Consider the following 17,583-nt stretch of genomic DNA (forward strand, 5'->3'; position numbering starts at 1 on the left):
CCTCGAATCTTTGCAAATCCGATGGAATCACACCCCACTGAGATCACTCACCCATTTTTCAGTCAGGCTCTGAGGAGCCGCGAAGCGGCGTCTCGAAGGATGCACGGCCACCAGCCGGGGGCCGTCGACCCTTCGAGACGCGCGCGATGCGCGCTCCTCAGGGTGACGGTGATGGAGTGACGGTGGGAGACTGAATCTAAACCTTCTCCAGCTTCTGCAGGCACCGCGTCACGCGCACCGCGGCCGGCATCTCGGTGTCCGGAAAGCTGGTCTTCCAGTCGGTGACGCCGACTTCGCCGACATAGATGTCGCCGCGGGAATCCAGCGCGATGCCGTGCGGCGCCAGGAATTTGCCGGTCTCGACGCCGGGGCCTTGCTCGCCGCCGAGGCGCGCGATGCGCTTGCCGGTGTGATCCACGATCGACAGTCTCGGGCCGAGATTGGGCACCTTGCGATTCACCGCCATGCCAGGGCCGAGTTCGCCGATCACGAAGTTCGGCTGCTTGCCACCGCCGCAGCAGCACAGCGCGCAGGGCCGGTGCAGGTTGTTCCACTGCGTCTCGTATTTACCGTTGCCGTCGAACACCTGGACGCGGTGGTTCTCGCGGTCGGCGACATAGACCCAGCCATCGGCGTCGGTCGCGATGTTGTGCACGATGTTGAACTGGCCGGGGTCGGTGCCGGGCTCGCCCCAGGTTTTGATCAGCTTGCCATCCGGCGTGTATTTGTGGACGCAGGCATTGCCGTAGCCATCGGAGACATAGATCTCGCCCTTCGGCGACAGCGCGGTATGGGTGCAGCGGTGGAACGGCTCGCCGCTCATGAACGGCGCCGGCTTGTTCGGGATGCCGATCGTCAGCAGCACCTTGCCGTCGGTCGAGCATTTGCGCACGGTGTGGTCGCCGTCATCGGTGCAATAGAGATTGTCGTCGGCGTCGATATGCAGGCCGTGGGCACGCGAGAACACGCCTTCGCCCCAGCTCTTGATGAAATTCCCTGCGCGGTCGAGCACCACCATCGGATGGTCGCCGCGGTTGAAGACATAGACGCGGTCCTTGCTGTCGACTGCGACGGACGCGACATCGGTCAGGCTCCGGCCGTCGGGCAGTTTTGCGAAGTTCTCCACCACGCGATAGCGGTGTTCGCCGGTGCCGAGGGTGATTGGCATAAGATGTCTCCCCAAGATCGTCATTCCGGGGCGATGCGCAGCATCGAACCCGGAACCTCGAGGTTCCGGGTTCGCTTCGCGCCCCGGAACGACGGCAGGTTTCTACGAAAGCTTCGCCACCGGCCCGACGTCGCGCGGCAACAGGCCTTCCTCGATCGCCTTGATCTGCAATGCGAGATAGCGCGAGTTGATGCGGCATTGCGCGAGGCTGCCGGCGATGAACCACAGGCCGGGCTGCGGCGTGCGGGTGTACATGTTGCGCAGTTCCTGGCCGTCGCCAAAGCCCCAGATCGGGCCGACGCGCGCGGCCATCGCCTCGCCGAACAGTTTCTTGACCAGCTCTTCCTGCGGCCGGTAGCCGGTCGCGAGCACGATCAGGTCGGCGGCAACGATCTCGCCGTTCTTCAGCCGCGCGCCCTCGCTCACGAAGGTGTCGATGTCGGCGAATTGCCGCAGCGCGACCGCACCGCTCGCGACCAGATCGGAGCAGCCGACGTTGAAGTAGTAGCCGCCGCCGCGGGTCAGGTATTTGAACTGCCAGCCGGTGCCGCCATCGCCGAAATCGAGCTTGAAGCCCTTGCGCGCGAGGCCGTCGAGCAGCGGCTTGTCGAGCTCTTTCGACTGCTCGGTCATCAGCACATGGCTGCGTTTGGCGAGCACAAGCGGCATCGAGGTCGCGATCAAATCGTTGTCCTCGAGCGTACCTTCATTGTAGGCGGCATAGGCCAGCTGCGCCGACGGCTCGATATTGGTGATCAGCGTCGAGGAGCGCTGTACCAGCGTGACCTCGGCGCCCGAGGAATGCAGGTCCTGCGCGATGTCGTGGCCGCTGTTGCCGGTGCCGATCACGAGCGCGCGCTTGCCGGTCCAGTTCTCGCCGTCCTCGTAGCGGCTGGAATGCATCACCTTGCCGCCAAAATCTTTCAAGCCGGGGATGTCGGGCAGATTGGGAATGCCGCTGACGCCGGTCGCCATCACGACATGGCGCGGCTGCATTGTCCGTGTCGTGCCGTCGGCGCGGCGCAGCTCGACGGTCCAACGCCCATCCGCATCGTCATAGCTGCCGCCGACAAATTCGGTGCCGGTCCAGAAGTTCAGCTCCATGGCGTCGACATAGGATTCGAACCAGTTGGCGAGCTTGTCCTTCGGGATGTAGGTCGGCCAGTTCGGCGGGAATGGCATGTAGGGCAAATGATTGACCTGTACCTGGTTGTGCAGGGTCAGCGCGTGATAGCGCTTGCGCCAATTGTCGCCGACGCGCGCCTCGCGGTCGACGATCAGCGCGTCGATCTTGAGCTGCTGCAGCCGCGCGGCGATCGCAAGCCCGGCCTGTCCGCCGCCGACCACCAGCACATCAGGGTTGCGGTCGGCATATTCGGCGGATGCCTTGCGCAGGTCGAGCCAGTTGGGGCCGCGGAAGTCGCGCGAATAGGACTGCCCGCGCGGCCTGGTGTGGCCCTGCTGCTCCTCAAAACCCTTCAGCTCCTCGAGCGCCGTCAGCAAGGTCCAGGCCTTCAGGCGATCGTCGTCGGCGGCATCGGGGATCAGCCGCACGATGCCGTGGCCGCGGCCAACCGCCGTCTCGAATTTGAAGATCGCCTCGATCGCATGGGTACCAGCGCGCGTCACCCGTCGGGGCGGGGCGCGATCGGCATCGATGCGGAAGTCATGCGGCGCGCTGTGACGCGCATGCGCCGGCAGCTCCTCGATGATTGCGAAGGCCCGGTTGACGGTCTGGATGTTCCAGCTCAGCGCCAGCACGTCGCGCCAGTAGCTGTCGGGATGGAACAGTGGCTTCAGCAGCACATCGTCCGGGCTCGCCAGCGCATCTTCGAACTGCACAAGCCAATTGTCGGCGGCGACCGAAATATCGTCCGTCTTGTCGAGCATTGAGCGTTTCTCGCCATCGGCCGCCTTGCTGATATTTTCTTGGCGGCGTTCCCTTTCCGCGAAGCCTATACCCATTCGAAGGCGTGCAGAAAGGGCGCGACGAGATAGAGCCTATTCGGCCAGCGACAGGATCAGGCCTTGATCCGGTGGAACTCGGCCTTGCAGGGTATCGAGATAGGCCTCGCGCACCGCGGCCGGGCCGCGCCGCTCGACCACGTCAAGCCAATTCGGCAGATGCGGCACGAGCTCCGCCCATGCGGCGCCAAAACGCTGGTCGATGCCGCCGGGACCCCATTCCTTGGCGCGCTTGCGGATCTGGTCCGGGGCGAAGAACCAGACCGGCTTGGCGCCTGGCAGCGTCGGCTCCTCCGGCTCGCTCGCACGGTGCGTCAGCCCGACCCGGCCGGAATAGACCATCTGCGCGCCGAAGTGCCGGTGCAGACTTTCGCGCAGCGCACTGTTGCCGGCCATGTCGACATAGGCTGTCGGCTCGGCCGCCGGGATCGCGGCGACCTGGTCATAGGTGACGACCTCGTCATAGCAACCGAGCGAGCTGACGAAATCGACATTGTCCTTGGAGGTCAGCCCGATCACGGGGATACCCCGCTTGTGCACGAGATGGGCGAGGCCGAACGCGGTCTTGCTCGAGGCCGACGACAGGATGACGCGGCGTGCGCCGTAGAACGCATTCTCGGCGAGGGCGTCGTCGACCAGGAACGACAGCATGAACAAGGGCAGCAGCAGTGCGCGGAAATCGCCCTGCTGACCGGCATAGGTCGGATCGCCGGAGACGCGGGCATAGGCGTTGTAGACTGGCGAGACCTCCTGCCGGTGTGCCGCGCCATCGCGCAGGCCGCGCTTGTTGACGTCGGCCGCCTCGATCACCAGATGGGCCGCCATCGGGAGATAGCCGAACAGCGTTTCGCCGATAGCCCTCGGGCGCCGGGAACAGATGCCAGTATTTCAGCTGCTCGCCGATCACGGCGTAGGTGATGTTGTTGGCGGTGAAGGCGAAGCGGGTCACCTTCACCAGCAGCGCATCGGCCGGCAGCGCCGCGGCATCGGGCAACTGCGTCTCGATCACCTTGCACTGTTGCAGGTCGTTGCGGATGACGATGAAGTCGGTCGAGTTCATGGCGATGATCCCAGCTTCCGATGCGCCGGCATCGTTGCGTCGATTGCCGGCCTTTTGCAACAGCAACTAAGTTTCAAACGCCGTTCGCTTCGCCGTCACATCGTTCAGCGAAGCTGTCCTTCGCGGTAGAGGTCGCGCAGCTTGCGCTTGAAGATCTTGCCGGTGGCTTCCCGCGGCAGCGCGTCCATGAAGCGGATATCCTTGGGCACCTTAAAGTTGGCGAGCTTGCCGCGGAGAAAATCCTGGATCGCGCTGATCGACAGGGTCGCGCCGGCTTCCGGCTCGACGCAGGCGAACAGCCGCTCGCCGTATTCGTCGTCGGGAACGCCGAACACCGCGCAGTCGCGGACGCCTGCCATGCCGATAAGGGCATTCTCGATCTCGGCGGGATAGATGTTGACGCCGCCCGAGATCACCATGTCGCGCTTGCGGTCGCACAGGAACAGATAGCCGTCCGCGTCGAGATAGCCGACATCGCCGACGCTGATCAGGCCGTCGTGATCGGCCTCGGCGCGCGCCTTGGCATTGCCGTGATAGTCGAAGTCCGAGATCAACGTCTGACGCATGAAGATCTCGCCGGGCTCGCCGAGGTCGCATTGCGTCCCGTCGGGCCGGAAGATCTTGACGATGCCGCCCTCGATCGCGCGGCCGACGGTGCCGGGCTTGGCCAGCGCTTCGGCTGACGAATGCCAGACCGGGATGCCGGTCTCGGTCGAGCCGAGATATTCGTTGATGACCGGTCCCCACCACTCGATCATCGCGCGCTTGACGTCGACAGGGCAGGGCGCCGCGCCATGGACGATGAAGCGCAGCGACGACAGGTCGTAGCGGCGCCGCGTCTCCTCGGGCAGGCGCAGCAGCCGCACGAACATGGTCGGCACCATATGCATGTGGGTGACATGGTGGCGCTCGATCAGTTGCAGCAGATCCTCCGGATCGAAGCGCGGCTCGAGCACGATCACGCAGCCGTTGCGGAACGCGAGCATCCCGTAGGAGTGCGGCGCCGAATGATACATCGGGCCGTTCATCAGGATCACCTGATCCTCGTTCGGCTTGACGCCGTAGGTGATGGCGCCGACCCGCGCGGCTGCCGCCTGCTGCTCGGGCCGCATCGGCTTGCGCTTAACGCCCTTCGGCAGTCCAGTGGTGCCCGAGGTGTAGAACATCGGCGCCGCGCCGATCGGTGCGTCGGTCAGTGGTTGATGCGTCTCCCGCCAGACGTCCCAGTCGGTCATGCCGTCGGGCACACGGGTGATCGCCGGCGCCACGCCGTAGGCCGCGGCAATCTCCGGCGGCGTCGTCACCACGAGCAGCTTGATTGCCGGCGGTAGCCCGTCGCGGATCTGCGGCAGCAGATCGGCGTGGCAGACCAGCGTGTCGGCGCCGCTGTCGGACAGGATGTAGGCGACCTCGTCGGCCTTCAGATGCCAGTTGATCGGCACCACCGGGCTGCCGAGCGCGGCCGAGGCCGCGACCACCTCGAACAGCGCGAAATCGTTGCGCAGCATCATGCCGACCGGCTTGCCGCCCTCCACACCAAGCGTCCGGAAGCCACTGGCCGCCCGCGCGATGCGGGCGTGAATGTCGCCGTAGCTGATCTGTCTGTCGCCGCTGATGATCATGTCGCGCCTCGTCTCCTAGCGATCGTCCAGGATCTCGCCGAAGCTGATCCAGCTCTTGCCGTTGAACCGGCGCAGCCGCAACTGCTGGAACGGCAGATAGTCGTCCGGCCCGGTCGACACCGTCATGCCCGGCAACAATAGCGGCAGCGGAACGTCGCGCAATGACGCCGCCTGGCGCATGATGTTTTCGCGGCTGAAATCGTTCTTGCAGGCCTTCAGCACGGCCATCAGCAATGTCGCATAATGATAGCCCGCCGAGTAGTTCGAGTTGCTGAGGTCCGCATTGGGCAGGTACTGCTTCATGAAGGCAAGATAGTCCTTCACGGCGGGATCATCGGCCCATTGCGCATCCATCGTGTCCTTCTGGTTGCTGGACGAGATCAGGCCGACCGCGTTCTCGAGCCCGGCGGGCTCCAGGAACGAGATCGACGACGCGGAGGTCGGCACGAAGAAAAGGTCCGGCTTCCAGCCGATCTCGGCCACGCCCTTGATCATCTGCGGCGTGAACTTGCCGAGCACGACACCGAACAGCACATCGGCACCGGACGCCTTCAGGGTCGCGAGCTGCGAGCTGATGGTGGGCGCTGAGGTCTCGTAGCTCGCTTCCGCGACGATCATGCTCGCGGCCTTGCCGCCGAGCGCACGCTTGAAGCCGGCGACATAGTCGCGGCCGAAATCGTCGTTCTGCGCAAGGATCGCGATCTTTGCGTCGGGCTTGGCCTGCAGCACATATTTGGCATAGACCACGCCCTCAGATTCGTAGGACGCCATGCCTGGCATGGTCCACGGATAGGTCTTCGGGTCGGCCCATTTGGTCGCGCCGCTCAGCACGAACAATTGCGGGATCTTCTTGCTGTTGAGATAGCGGTGCACGGCGTTGTTGGTGGCGGTTCCGAGCGAGCCGAACATCATCAGCACCTCCTCCTGCTCCACCAGCTTGCGGGTCTGCTCGACGGTCTTCGGCGGCGAATAGGCGTCGTCCAACGTGATGAATTTCACCTGCCGGCCGTTGATGCCGCCCTCCGCGTTGACCTTCGCGAAAAACGCTTCCTGGGCGCGGCCGATGGTGCCGAAGCCGGAGACCGGTCCGCTATAGGGCAGCGTCTGGCCGATTCGGATCGCTTCGTTGCCGTTGTCGGCGGCGGCCGTGCCGGCGATCGCGCAGACCGCAAGCGCGGCTGCCAGCGCGTGTTGCGCTCGTTTCATGGTTCACTCCCGGACTTTGTGAAACAGCGTCAGGCGCTGGTGCGCAGAAAGTCGCTGCGCGCCGCGGCGAACTCGGACTTGAGCCGCGCCACCAGTTCGGCGACCGGCGGGGCGTCGGTGATCTGGCCGATGCCCTGGCCCGAGCCCCAGATGTCGCGCCAAGCCTTGGCCTTCATGTTGCCGCCGGAGCCGAAGTTCATGCTGGATTTGTCGGCGACCGGCAGGTTGCCCGGATCGAGGCCTGCCGCCGCGATCGACGGTCCGAGATAGTTGCCGTGCACGCCGGTGAACAGGTTCGAATAGACGATGTCGTGCGCGGCGTATTCAGTCAGCGCCCGCTTGTACCTGATATCGGCGTTGGCTTCCTCGGTCGCGATGAAGCGGGTGCCGATATAGGCGAGGTCGGCGCCGAGCGCGAGCGCGGATGCGCTGCTCCAGCCGTCGGAGATCGCGCCCGACAGCAGGATCGTGCCGTTGAACCATTGCTTGACCTCGCGCACCAGCGCGAACGGCGACAGCGTGCCGGCATGGCCGCCGGCGCCGGCGCAGACCAGGATCAGGCCGTCGACGCCCTGCTCGGCGGCCTTGCGCGCGTGCTTCACGTTGATGACGTCGTGGAACACCACGCCGCCATAGGAGTGCGCGGCCTCGACGATCTCGGACGGCGGGCGCAGCGAGGTGATGATCACGGGTACCTTGTGCTTCACGCAGGTTTCCATGTCGCGCATCAGCCGGTCGTTGGAGGCGTGGCAGATCTGGTTGACGGCGTAGGGTGCGACCTTCTTTTCCGGATGCAGCGCCTGGTACTCGCCGAGCTCGTTCTCGATCTGGGTCAGCCATTCGTCGAGCTTTTCGGCCGGGCGGGCGTTCAGCGCCGGGAACGAGCCGACGATGCCGGCCTTGCACTGCGCGATCACGAGCTCGGGCCCCGAGACGATGAACAGCGGGGAGCCGACGACTGGCAGTTCAAGCCTGTTGGCGAGCGAAACGGGCAGCGTCATTTTCGGATCCTCCATGCGCGTCGCCCGGCCGGCAGCCGGGGCGGATCGCGATTTATTGTGATGGCTGGAGCGGTGGCGCTCTTGGCGCGGCAATATAAGGCTGGACGGCTCGGTCATGACGTTCAATATTGAACATCGGATCGACCAGAAATGAACGATGTCGCAAGAAGGGGAGCGGCATGGACTGGGAGCTTTGCAAGACATTCGTCGCGGTGGCGGAGACACGCAGCCTTGCCGGGGCGGCACGGCGGCTGCGCATCAGCCATCCCACCGTCGGCCGCAACGTCGCGGCGCTCGAGCAGCAACTCGGCACCCGCCTGTTCGCGCGTTCCAATGACGGCCTGTCGCTGACGTCGCATGGCCGCAAATTCCGCGAGCACGCCGAAGCGATGGCCGCGGCGGCCTTGCGCGCGGAGGCGGCCGCGTCCGCCACCGGTGGGCAGGCGCGCGGTGTCGTGAAGCTGTCGATCGGCGCGACGCTGGCCGCGCATTGGCTGATGCCGCGCCTCGGCCCGTTCCTGCGCGATCACGCCAACATCCAGCTCGAGATCATCACCCATCCGTTCCCGGCCAGCGTGCGCCGCCGCGAGGCCGACGTTGTGCTACGGCCGGTCGATGCGGGCGAGGAGAACCTGATCGGGCGCAAGATCGGGCGGCTCGGCACCGGCTTCTACGCTTCCCGCGACTATGCGGCAGGCCGCAAGCTGCCGGAGCGGCGGGACGAGTGGCGGGGCCACCATGTGATCGGCTTTGCCGACCAGGCCTCGAACGCGCATCTGGCGCGCTGGAGCGACGTCATCACCCGACAGGGCACGCTGGTGATGCGCTGTTCCTCGCAGGGCGACATGCTGGCAGCGGCGCGGGCTGGGCTCGGGATTTGCGCGCTGTCCTGCCTGGTCGGGGCCGACTACCCCGATCTGGTGCGGGTCGCGCCGCAAAAGCTCTCGAGCCTCTCCGATCTCTGGCTGCTCGCCCATCCCGATCTGGTCGAGCTTCCCGCGGTGCGCGCCGTCATCGGCTTCGTCACCGACTGCGCGCGCGAGGACCGCGTCAGGCTGCGCGGCTAGAGCGCGTTGTCAGGCACGCGCCCGCAACAGCGTCACTGCGAGCAGAAGGAAGGCCGCGCAGGTCCACAGCGACTGCCAGTTCTCCGCCCCTTCGTTGAATCCTGTGTAGATCGCCGTTGCAATGAAAATGCCGGCAAAGATCGACTCCGCCAGTGGTCGGATTCCCTTCGTGGGAGGATTGAGCAGCGTCACGGCAGCAAAGGGCACCGCCGCCATGGTGAGAGGCGCGAAGGGAAAGTCAATGAAGCGCGGGTCGAACACGAGACCGATTGCGGTCGCCGTGCCGATCACGACGGTGATCATCAAGGCCAGTCCGTGCAGGGTCGCCAGCACCGATTCAGTGTGATGGCCCTTCGGACCCAACACTTCGAAAAAGCTGGGCGGTGCGCGGCCCGACATCAGGGCGTTGGCGCTCAACACGGGCGAAGCCGTGGCCGCCACCAGCAGCGAGCCCCAGACAAGCCAGCCTCCCGTTCCGTAGCTTTCATAGACCAATCTCTGCTCGGCGACGCCAAACAGGATGCCAGCCGTGGTCGCCGATAGCGCGACTGCAAGCCACGACGCGAATGCGGGCTTTCTCGGCTTGCGGCGTAAGGTCAGCCATGCCGCGCCGAAGACGAGGATCGCCAGGCCCATTCCGCTGACCATTTGCAGCTTCCAGAGCGGAAAATTGCTGACCGGTTGGCCCGGCGGATATTTCGGCATGCGCTGCTCGGAATCGAACAGGCCCCAGGAGCCGCCGACCGTGCCCTCGATCTCCCGCTTCCAGCCTTCATCATAGGCCTCGAACAGGTTGACGCGGAAATGCTGGCGCCGGGCAAGGTCGAGGACCTCCGAAACCACTCGCGCCTGATTGATGCGGGACGGCAGCGCGGACTCGCGCATGCGCCCCTCGCTGGGCCAGCCGATTTCTCCGATAAAGATTTCCTTGCCTGGAAAAGCCGCGGCGATCTGCCGGCGCATCTCGTCGGCGTGAGCGGCGGCATCTTCCGCCCGGATTGGAACATTTTCCCAATAGGGCAGGATGTGAACCGTGACGAAGTCGACGGCGTCGGAAAGCTCGCGATTGCTCAGCCAGAATTCCCAGACGTCGGCATAGGTGACGGGCACGGAGACCTGCGCCTTGATCGAGCGGATCGTGGCGGCAAGGTCGGAAGCCGACATTTCCTTGCGTAGCAAGACTTCGTTGCCGACCACGAGCGCGATGATGGTTTCCGGATATTCCTGGGCGAGGCGGATCGCGGTGGCGACCTGCGTTGCATTCTTCTTGCGGTCTCGATCGAGGAAGATGCCCTGGATGACCTTCAGCCCCGCCTTGGCCGCGAGTGCGGGAATCTGATCGAGACCAAGATCGGTCGCATAGGTGCGGATGCAGTCGGATATCTTCGCGAGTTGCGCGAGGTCTTCCGCGATCTGTTCCGGCGAGACCTGCGTCGCCGGCGAAAGCGATGTCTGATTGTTACGGAACGGCGCGTACGAGATGCATTGCACCTTGTCGTTCGGATCGATCGGCGCGCGCGGCAGGTCGACCGGGATGCCGAGCCACCACCACGCCGCGGCGATCGCGCCCAGGGATAACGAGAGAAGCGTCAGCGGGATACGGAAAGAAATCAGGTCCGTCTCCTTGCAATAAGGACGTGCTGCGCGTGCAAAATGGGCGAGGCCGGCAAATTGAAAAACTATATGTCTGCTGATTCTATATCACGCGATCACGCAGTTGGTGTGTTTTTCTCCACGACTACTTTGCACCGGCGATCACGCCCTCGCGATTTCTGAGCACGCGATAATATGCCCACCACAGATGCGCTGCGGCGCCGCGCAGCGGACGCCACGGCTCCGCAAGCGGCGCCATCTGCTTCGGCGTCGGCCGATCCTTCAAGCCGAGCCCGACCTTGACCGCTTCCTGCACGGCGAGGTCGCCCGCGGGCCAGGCATCGCCATGGCCGAGGCAGAACAGCAGATAGACATCGGCGGTCCACGGGCCGATCCCGGGCAGCGCCGTCAGCGTGTTGTGCGCCGCATCGGCCTCCTCATTGGCAAGGACGTCGAGATTCAGCCGCTCCTCGGCGAGCTCGCGCGCGATGTGCTTCAGCGTCTTGATCTTGGCCGCCGACAGCCCGAGCCGGCCGAGCCGGTCGGCCCGCGCCTTGCGGATCGCGTCATGGTGGAACGGGTCGAACGCCGTGCTGACGCGCCCCCAGATCGCCGCCGCACTCGCGGTCGAGAGCTGCTGGCCGCAGATGATCGCGGCAAGCCCGGCAAATCCGGGCTCGCGCTGCCGGATCGCCGGCATGCCGGTCAGCTCCAGGATCGGGCGCAGGCGGCGGTCCTGGTCGACCAGTTTGAGGATCGCGTCGTCGAGGTCGGCCTGGGTTTCGAGGTGAATCAGCATTTGCGGGGTCTGCACCGGCTTGTCAGGCGCAGGCTTGACCCGCGCATCGATCTCCTATCGTAACAGAGTCTTGTCCGGGCGCATGAACCAGAGACGCCGGGCAAGCCCGGCAATGATGCGTGACCGATGACCATGCCACCCGTTTTCCGCTTCGCGCCGAGTCCGAACGGCTACCTGCATCTCGGCCACGCCTATTCGGCGCTGCTCAACCACGACCTCGCGCGGCAGTCGGGCGGACGCTTGCTGCTGCGGATCGAGGACATCGACGCGACGCGCTGCCGGCCGGAATTCGAGCAGGCGATTTATGAGGATCTGGCCTGGCTCGGCATCGCCTGGGAGACCCCGGTGCGGCGGCAGTCCGAGCATTTCGGCGCCTATGGCGCGGCGCTCGACCGCCTGTCGGCCCAGCGGCTGGTCTACCCGAGCTTCGAAAGCCGGGCCGAGATCGCGCGGCTGGTCGCGGAGCGCGAGGCCGGCGGCGCGTGGCCGCGCGATCCGGACGGCGTGCCGCTTTATCCGGGGCTGGCCAAATCGCTGTCGGCCGCGGCGCGCGACCGGCTGATCGGGCAGGGTGTGCCGTTCGCGTTGCGGCTCGACATGGCCTCAGCCCGCGCGCGCGCCGGCGACCTGCGTTGGCTGGAAGCGGGCGAGGGGCCGGCTGGCGAGAGCGGAGACGTCGTGGCCCGGCCTGAGGCCTGGGGCGACGTGATCCTGGCGCGCAAGGAGACCCCAACCAGCTACCATCTCTCGGTCGTGATCGATGACGCCCTGCAGGGCGTTACCGATGTCGTCAGGGGCGTTGACCTGTTCTGGTCGACCAGCGTGCATCGGCTGTTGCAGGAACTGCTCGGCCTGCCCGCGCCAAACTACCGGCACCACCGGCTGATCCGAGACGCGGCCGGCCAAAAGCTGTCGAAATCGACCCAGGCGACCGGACTGCGCGAATTGCGAAGTCGGATCGTAGCCATGTCGTTCTGTGAGCCAAGGAGTTGAGTGTTATAGTTGTCTTCCTAAGACCGCTTGGCCTCCGACTTAAACGTCGCCGTGACTCCGGCCCGCCTGGCATGCCATGTTGTTGACCGGGGCGGGGATCACGGAGACCATGGCGTCAAAATCGCGCGCACGGCGCAGCAAGCGGCCATCCAAAAGGACGCCGCCGAAGGCGCGCGCCGCCAAACCGCGTGCTGCCAAGACACGAACTGCCAAAACACGAACTGCCAAGACACGAACGGCCAAGGCCCGCGCCGCCAAGGTGGCCGCCAGGCCGCGCCGCAAGCGGGCCGTGCCCAAGCCGGCCCCGAAGGCCGGTCCCGGCATGGTCGATGCCGCGCTTGCCGCCTTTGCCCATGAGGTGCGGACGCCGCTCACCGGAATCCTTGCGATCAGCAATCTGCTCGCGACATCCGATCTCGGCGAGCGCGAGCGGCGCTGGGTCGACACCATCAAGGCCGGCGCCGAACATCTGGCGAGCCTTGCGACCCTGTTCGTCGACGCCGCCCGGAGCGAGGGGCCGGGGCTCGAGATCCGGCAGGATTTCTTCGACTTGCGCACGCTGGCGCGTCACGCAGCGGATTCGTTGGCCGGCCGCGCGGCGGCCAAGGGGCTGCAGGCTTCCGTCGAGGTCTCCGACCAGTTGCCTGCCTTCGCGGTCGGCGATCCCGTCCGCCTGCGCGCGGCGCTGGAAAATCTGATCGACAACGCGGTGAAGTTCACCGAGCAGGGCAGCATTGAGCTGCGTATCGTGCCGGTGGGCGCGGTGAAGGGAAGGTCCGGCGACAAGATCGGCGTCGCGTTCGCGATCTCCGACAGCGGGATTGGCCTGACGCTATCGGAGGTCAAGCGCCTGTTCCGGCCGTTCTCGCAGGCCAACGTCTCGATCGCCGCGCGGTTCGGCGGTGCCGGGCTCGGCCTGTCGTCCGTCAGGCAGCTCGCGCGCGCCATGGGCGGCGACATCGTCGCGGACCGGCGCGCCGGCGGGGGCACCACCTTCACGCTCAAGGTGGAACTGGCGCCCGCCGAAGGGCCAGCCGGCACCGCCTCCGGCGAGAGCGCGGCGGCGCTGCTATCGCAAGGGCTGCGGCTGCTCAGTGTCGAGGACAATCCGTTCGGCCGCGTCGTGCTCAACACGATCCTGACCGAGCTCGGCCACCACGCCGAATTCGTCGGTCAGGGCGAGGCCGCGCCCGACCGGCTCGTGCAGGGCGCCTTCGACGCCGTGCTGATGGACATGGTGCTGCCCGGCATCGGCGGCATCGAGGCGATCAAGCGCATCCGCGCGCTGCCGCCACCGCACGGTCGCATCATGATTGTCGGGATTTCCGGCCGGGCCGAGGACGAAGCCGCGGCGCGCGCTGCAGGTGCAGACGGCTTCCTGGTCAAGCCTGTGTCCCCGCGGGCGCTCGCGACTGCGCTGCATGAAGCGACACGCCGTGCGGCAACCGCGACTTGATGATCGCCGCATTCAACTCGCCGCCGAACACGAAAATCGCGGCGATGAAATACAGGAACACCAGTGCGATCACCACCGAGGCCAGCCCCGCATACATCGTGACGTAGTTGTTGGCGAAGCGTGCCAGGTACATGCCGAAGCCGATGCCCGAGAGCAGCGAGGCCACCATGGTGAAGATGATGCCGGGCAGGATCTGCGTGAAGCTGCGACGGCCCGCCGGCAGCCAGGCGTGCAGGATGAAGAGCGCGACGACCAGCGCCAGGATCGTGACGCCGTAGCGGGCGGTGTTGAGCAGGCTCTCGTTTGATTCGACGAAGAACGGGATATAGCGCCGCGCCGCCTCGATGATCAGCGGTCCGAGCACGATCAGGAAAGCCATCGCGAGCGAGGTGAACGCCGCGACCAGCGTGTAGCCGATCGACTCCAGCCGCAGCCAGTACCAGCGCCGCGGCTCGATCACGGCATAGGCGCGGTTCAGCGCCACCCGCAGCGCCTCGACGCCGTTGGAGGCGAAGTAGACCGCGAGCACCGCGCCGATGGTCAGGATATCGCCGCGGGTGTTGGTCAGCACGTCGTGGATCTGGCCGGACAGCGCCTCGGCGACCTGCTGCGGCCAGACCTGCAGCATCAGCCCGACCGCCTGGTCGGCGAGTTGCTTGGAGCCGAAGAAGCCGGCCACCGAGGTCAGCACGATCAGGAACGGAAACAGCGCCATCAGCGTCGACAGCGCGATGTGGCTCGCGATCGCCCAGCCGTCGTCGGCGAGGAACGTGTAAAAGGCATCCATCACGACGTGGGTGACGTAACGAAGCTGCTTCACATTCCACCCGGCATTGTCGAAAACCGCTCGGCCCGAGAACCGACCCAGCATCTGATATTACGCGCTGAAAAGCCAGTTGGTTGCATGGCCGGGCTGTGTGGAAGTCCGCGTCCTGCAGTGTTATGTACCGCAAATGACATCTCTCCTCAGCACGATCATTCTTCCCATCGCCGTCGGCGCCGTCGCGCTGGTGCTCCTGCTCGGCCTCATCAATATGATGAAGGGCGGCTCGCCGAACACGTCGCAGAAGCTGATGCGGCTGCGCGTGCTGCTGCAGTTCGTCGCCATCGTCATCGCAATGCTCGCGGTCTGGGCGATGGGGCGTTAGGTGAGGTAGATTTGTCGGGCTATTCTCCACCTCTCCCGATCGGAGTGGTGGACTCGAACATCGAACACCGGAGCCTGCCATGGTTGTTCTCAATCGGATCTACACGCGCACCGGCGATGACGGCACCACCGCGCTCGGCTCCGGCGAGCGGCGGCCGAAATACGATCTGCGCATTGCCGCCTATGGCACGGTCGACGAGACCAATGCCGCGATCGGCGTGGTGCGGCTGCATCTTGCCGGCAGCCCCGCGGTCGATGCGATGCTCGGCCGGATCCAGAACGATCTGTTCGATCTCGGCGCCGACCTCGCGGTGCCCGAACGCGAGGGCAAGGCCGAACGTCTGCGGATGCTGGCAAGCCAGGTCGAGCGGCTCGAGCGCGATATCGACAGCCTGAACGACCAGCTCGCGCCGCTGACCTCGTTCGTGCTGCCCGGCGGCACGCCTGCCTCTGCCTATCTGCATCTCGCCCGGACGATATGTCGCCGCGCGGAACGGATGATGGTGGAACTCGCCGCCCAACCCGACGAGCCGGTCAATCAGGCTGGCATCCAGTATATGAACCGGCTGTCGGATTTCCTGTTCGTTGCCAGCCGCTTCCAGAACAATAAGGGAGCGGGAGACGTGTTGTGGGTGCCGGGCCAGAACCGCTAAACTGGTTCAAAACCGGGGGACGGTTTTTTGGCTTTGGCGCGTTGACCGGGAGAAACGGGACCTTTAGGTTCCGCGCCAGCCAACCGAAACCCATAAAATCAAAGCGAAAGAGGATCGATGAAGGTTCTTGTGCCGGTAAAGCGGGTCGTCGACTACAACGTCAAGGTCCGCGTCAAGAGTGACGGGACGGGCGTGGAGCTCGCCAACGTCAAGATGTCGATGAACCCGTTCGACGAAATCGCCGTCGAGGAAGCGCTGCGGCTGAAAGAAGCCGGCAAGGCGACCGAAGTGGTGGTGGTGTCGATCGGACCCGCGCAGGCCTCCGAGACCATTCGCACCGGACTTGCGATGGGTGCCGACCGCGGCATCCTGGTCAAGGCCGAAGGCAATGTCGAACCGCTCGCGGTTGCCAAGATCCTGAAGGCGGTGGTCGAGGCGGAGCAGCCCGGCCTCGTCATTCTCGGCAAGCAGGCGATCGACGACGACTCGAACCAGACCGGCCAGATGCTGGCCGCGCTGCTCGGCTGGTCGCAGGCGACCTTCGCCTCCAAGCTCGAGGTCGAAGGATCCGACTTCAAGGTCACCCGCGAAGTCGACGGCGGCCTGCAGACCATCAAGCTCAAGGGCCCGGCGATCGTCACCACCGACCTGCGCCTGAACGAGCCGCGCTATGCGTCGCTGCCCAACATCATGAAGGCGAAGAAGAAGCCGATCGACGACAAGAGCGTCGCTGACTACGGCGTCGATGTGACGCCGCGTCTGGAAGTGCTGAAGACCGCGGAACCGGCAGGCCGCAAGGCGGGCGTCAAGGTCAAGGACGTCGCCGAACTCGTGAACAAGCTCAAGACCGAAGCCGGGGTTCTCTGATGACGACGCTGTTGATTGCTGAACACGACCACGAGACGCTGAAGGACGCGACCAACAAGGCGCTGACCGCGGCGAGCCAGCTCGGCGGCGATGTCCATGTGCTGGTTGCCGGTGGCGGCCAGGGCACCAAGGCGGCGGCGGAAGCAGCCGCCAAGCTTGCCGGCGTCACCAAGGTGCTGGTGGCCGAAGGCCCGGCCTATGAACACGACCTTGCCGAGCCGCTGGCCGCGCTGATCGTCGCGCTGGCTCCTGGCTATGACGCGTTCGTCGCGCCCGCGACCTCGCGCTTCAAGAATGTGATGCCGCGCGTCGCGGCCTTGCTCGACGTCATGCAGGTCTCCGAGATCATCAAGGTCGTCGCCCCCGACACCTTCGAGCGGCCGATCTATGCCGGCAACGCGATCCAGACCGTGAAGTCGAAGGACGCCAAGAAGGTGATTACGGTGCGCACCTCGACCTTCGCCGCCGCCGGCGAAGGCGGCAGCGCTGCGATCGATAACGCCGCTGCGGCCGCCGATCCCGGCCTGTCGACGTTCGTCGGCGAGGAAGTCGCCAAGAGCGACCGTCCCGAGCTGACCTCGGCCAAGATCATCGTCTCGGGCGGCCGCGCCATGCAGAGCCGCGAGAACTTCGCCAAGTACATCGAGCCGCTCGCCGACAAGCTCGGCGCCGGCGTCGGCGCCTCGCGCGCCGCGGTCGATGCCGGCTATGCGCCGAACGACTGGCAGGTCGGCCAGACCGGCAAGGTGGTGGCTCCGGAACTTTATGTCGCGGTCGGCATCTCCGGCGCGATCCAGCATCTGGCCGGCATGAAGGACTCCAAGGTGATCGTCGCCATCAACAAGGATGAGGACGCGCCGATCTTCCAGGTCGCCGATTACGGCCTGGTCGCCGACCTCTACCAGGCGGTTCCGGAGCTCACCGAAGCGCTCGGCAAGCTCGGAAAGTAAGCGACAAGACACCGGCCGGGTGGGTAAGCTCCGGCC

General features: G+C 65.5%; 15 protein-coding genes and 1 pseudogene. 7 read left to right on the forward strand and 9 right to left on the reverse strand.

From position 1 onward, the window contains the following. Positions 1-196 precede the first annotated feature (196 nt). The 6 genes and pseudogenes from Q2M23_RS36545 to Q2M23_RS36570 all read right to left on the reverse strand — a co-directional run bounded on the left by Q2M23_RS36545 (position 197) and on the right by Q2M23_RS36570 (position 8,022). A complete protein-coding gene (locus Q2M23_RS36545; RefSeq protein ID WP_316398630.1) occupies positions 197-1,168 on the reverse strand; it encodes a peptidyl-alpha-hydroxyglycine alpha-amidating lyase family protein in 972 nt (323 codons plus the stop codon). Positions 1,169-1,270: 102 nt separating this feature from the next. Continuing rightward, a complete protein-coding gene (locus Q2M23_RS36550; RefSeq protein ID WP_316398631.1) occupies positions 1,271-3,058 on the reverse strand; it encodes an NAD(P)/FAD-dependent oxidoreductase in 1,788 nt (595 codons plus the stop codon). 111 nt (positions 3,059-3,169) lie between these two features. After that, a pseudogene (locus Q2M23_RS36555) lies at positions 3,170-4,193 on the reverse strand (DUF2855 family protein). Positions 4,194-4,297: 104 nt separating this feature from the next. Further along, positions 4,298-5,815: an acyl-CoA synthetase gene (locus Q2M23_RS36560; protein ID WP_316398632.1), complete on the reverse strand. Its 1,518-nt coding sequence runs from the start codon at positions 5,813-5,815 to the stop codon at positions 4,298-4,300. Positions 5,816-5,830: 15 nt separating this feature from the next. Then, complete coding sequence (locus tag Q2M23_RS36565; RefSeq protein WP_229190368.1) at positions 5,831-7,021, reverse strand: ABC transporter substrate-binding protein; 1,191 nt, start codon at positions 7,019-7,021, stop codon at positions 5,831-5,833. A gap of 29 nt (positions 7,022-7,050) precedes the next feature. After that, positions 7,051-8,022, reverse strand: a complete 972-nt coding sequence (locus Q2M23_RS36570) for a nitronate monooxygenase family protein (RefSeq protein ID WP_316398633.1) — start codon at positions 8,020-8,022, stop codon at positions 7,051-7,053. A gap of 179 nt (positions 8,023-8,201) precedes the next feature. Here Q2M23_RS36570 and Q2M23_RS36575 point away from each other — a divergent pair, with 179 nt between their 5' ends. Next, positions 8,202-9,089: a LysR family transcriptional regulator gene (locus tag Q2M23_RS36575; RefSeq protein ID WP_057017747.1), complete on the forward strand. Its 888-nt coding sequence runs from the start codon at positions 8,202-8,204 to the stop codon at positions 9,087-9,089. Between the two features lie 9 nt (positions 9,090-9,098). Here the strand turns inward: Q2M23_RS36575 and Q2M23_RS36580 are convergent, their stop codons facing one another. Then, positions 9,099-10,661, reverse strand: coding sequence for a glycosyl hydrolase family 17 protein (locus Q2M23_RS36580; RefSeq protein ID WP_316398649.1), 1,563 nt, complete (start codon positions 10,659-10,661; stop codon positions 9,099-9,101). Between the two features lie 166 nt (positions 10,662-10,827). After that, positions 10,828-11,481, reverse strand: a complete 654-nt coding sequence (locus Q2M23_RS36585; RefSeq protein WP_316398634.1) for a DNA-3-methyladenine glycosylase 2 family protein — start codon at positions 11,479-11,481, stop codon at positions 10,828-10,830. A 132-nt stretch (positions 11,482-11,613) separates the two neighbouring features. Here Q2M23_RS36585 and gluQRS point away from each other — a divergent pair, with 132 nt between their 5' ends. Beyond that, positions 11,614-12,474, forward strand: a complete 861-nt coding sequence (gene gluQRS, locus Q2M23_RS36590) for a tRNA glutamyl-Q(34) synthetase GluQRS (RefSeq protein WP_316398650.1) — start codon at positions 11,614-11,616, stop codon at positions 12,472-12,474. Between the two features lie 109 nt (positions 12,475-12,583). Further along, positions 12,584-13,930 carry an ATP-binding protein gene (locus tag Q2M23_RS36595; protein ID WP_316398635.1) on the forward strand — a complete coding sequence of 449 codons (1,347 nt, stop codon included), beginning with the start codon at positions 12,584-12,586 and terminating at the stop codon, positions 13,928-13,930. On the opposite strand, the gene Q2M23_RS36600 is transcribed toward Q2M23_RS36595, so the two are convergent. Then, positions 13,857-14,717 (reverse strand): YihY/virulence factor BrkB family protein, encoded by an 861-nt coding sequence (locus tag Q2M23_RS36600; RefSeq protein ID WP_370143883.1) that lies wholly within the window; start codon positions 14,715-14,717, stop codon positions 13,857-13,859. The two genes, Q2M23_RS36595 and Q2M23_RS36600, sit on opposite strands and share 74 nt — an antisense overlap. Before the next feature lie 166 nt (positions 14,718-14,883). On the opposite strand from Q2M23_RS36600, the gene Q2M23_RS36605 reads away from it, so the two are divergent. The 4 genes from Q2M23_RS36605 (at position 14,884) to Q2M23_RS36620 (ending at position 17,547) form a co-directional block, all read left to right on the forward strand. Continuing rightward, a complete protein-coding gene (locus Q2M23_RS36605; RefSeq protein ID WP_028340366.1) occupies positions 14,884-15,078 on the forward strand; it encodes a twin transmembrane helix small protein in 195 nt (64 codons plus the stop codon). A gap of 79 nt (positions 15,079-15,157) precedes the next feature. Then, the gene (locus Q2M23_RS36610) at positions 15,158-15,730 is read left to right on the forward strand and encodes a cob(I)yrinic acid a,c-diamide adenosyltransferase (protein WP_092080510.1); all 573 of its coding nucleotides are present in this window, start codon (positions 15,158-15,160) and stop codon (positions 15,728-15,730) included. Positions 15,731-15,847: 117 nt separating this feature from the next. Beyond that, on the forward strand, positions 15,848-16,597 hold the full coding sequence (locus Q2M23_RS36615) for an electron transfer flavoprotein subunit beta/FixA family protein (RefSeq protein WP_016845285.1): 750 nt from the start codon (positions 15,848-15,850) through the stop codon (positions 16,595-16,597). Further along, positions 16,597-17,547 carry an electron transfer flavoprotein subunit alpha/FixB family protein gene (locus Q2M23_RS36620; RefSeq protein ID WP_057017750.1) on the forward strand — a complete coding sequence of 317 codons (951 nt, stop codon included), beginning with the start codon at positions 16,597-16,599 and terminating at the stop codon, positions 17,545-17,547. Before Q2M23_RS36615 ends, Q2M23_RS36620 begins: the two co-directional genes overlap by 1 nt. Positions 17,548-17,583: the final 36 nt, after the last annotated feature.

Source organism: Bradyrhizobium sp. 33ap4, from assembly GCF_032654765.1.
Lineage (GTDB): Bacteria > Pseudomonadota > Alphaproteobacteria > Rhizobiales > Xanthobacteraceae > Bradyrhizobium > Bradyrhizobium australafricanum.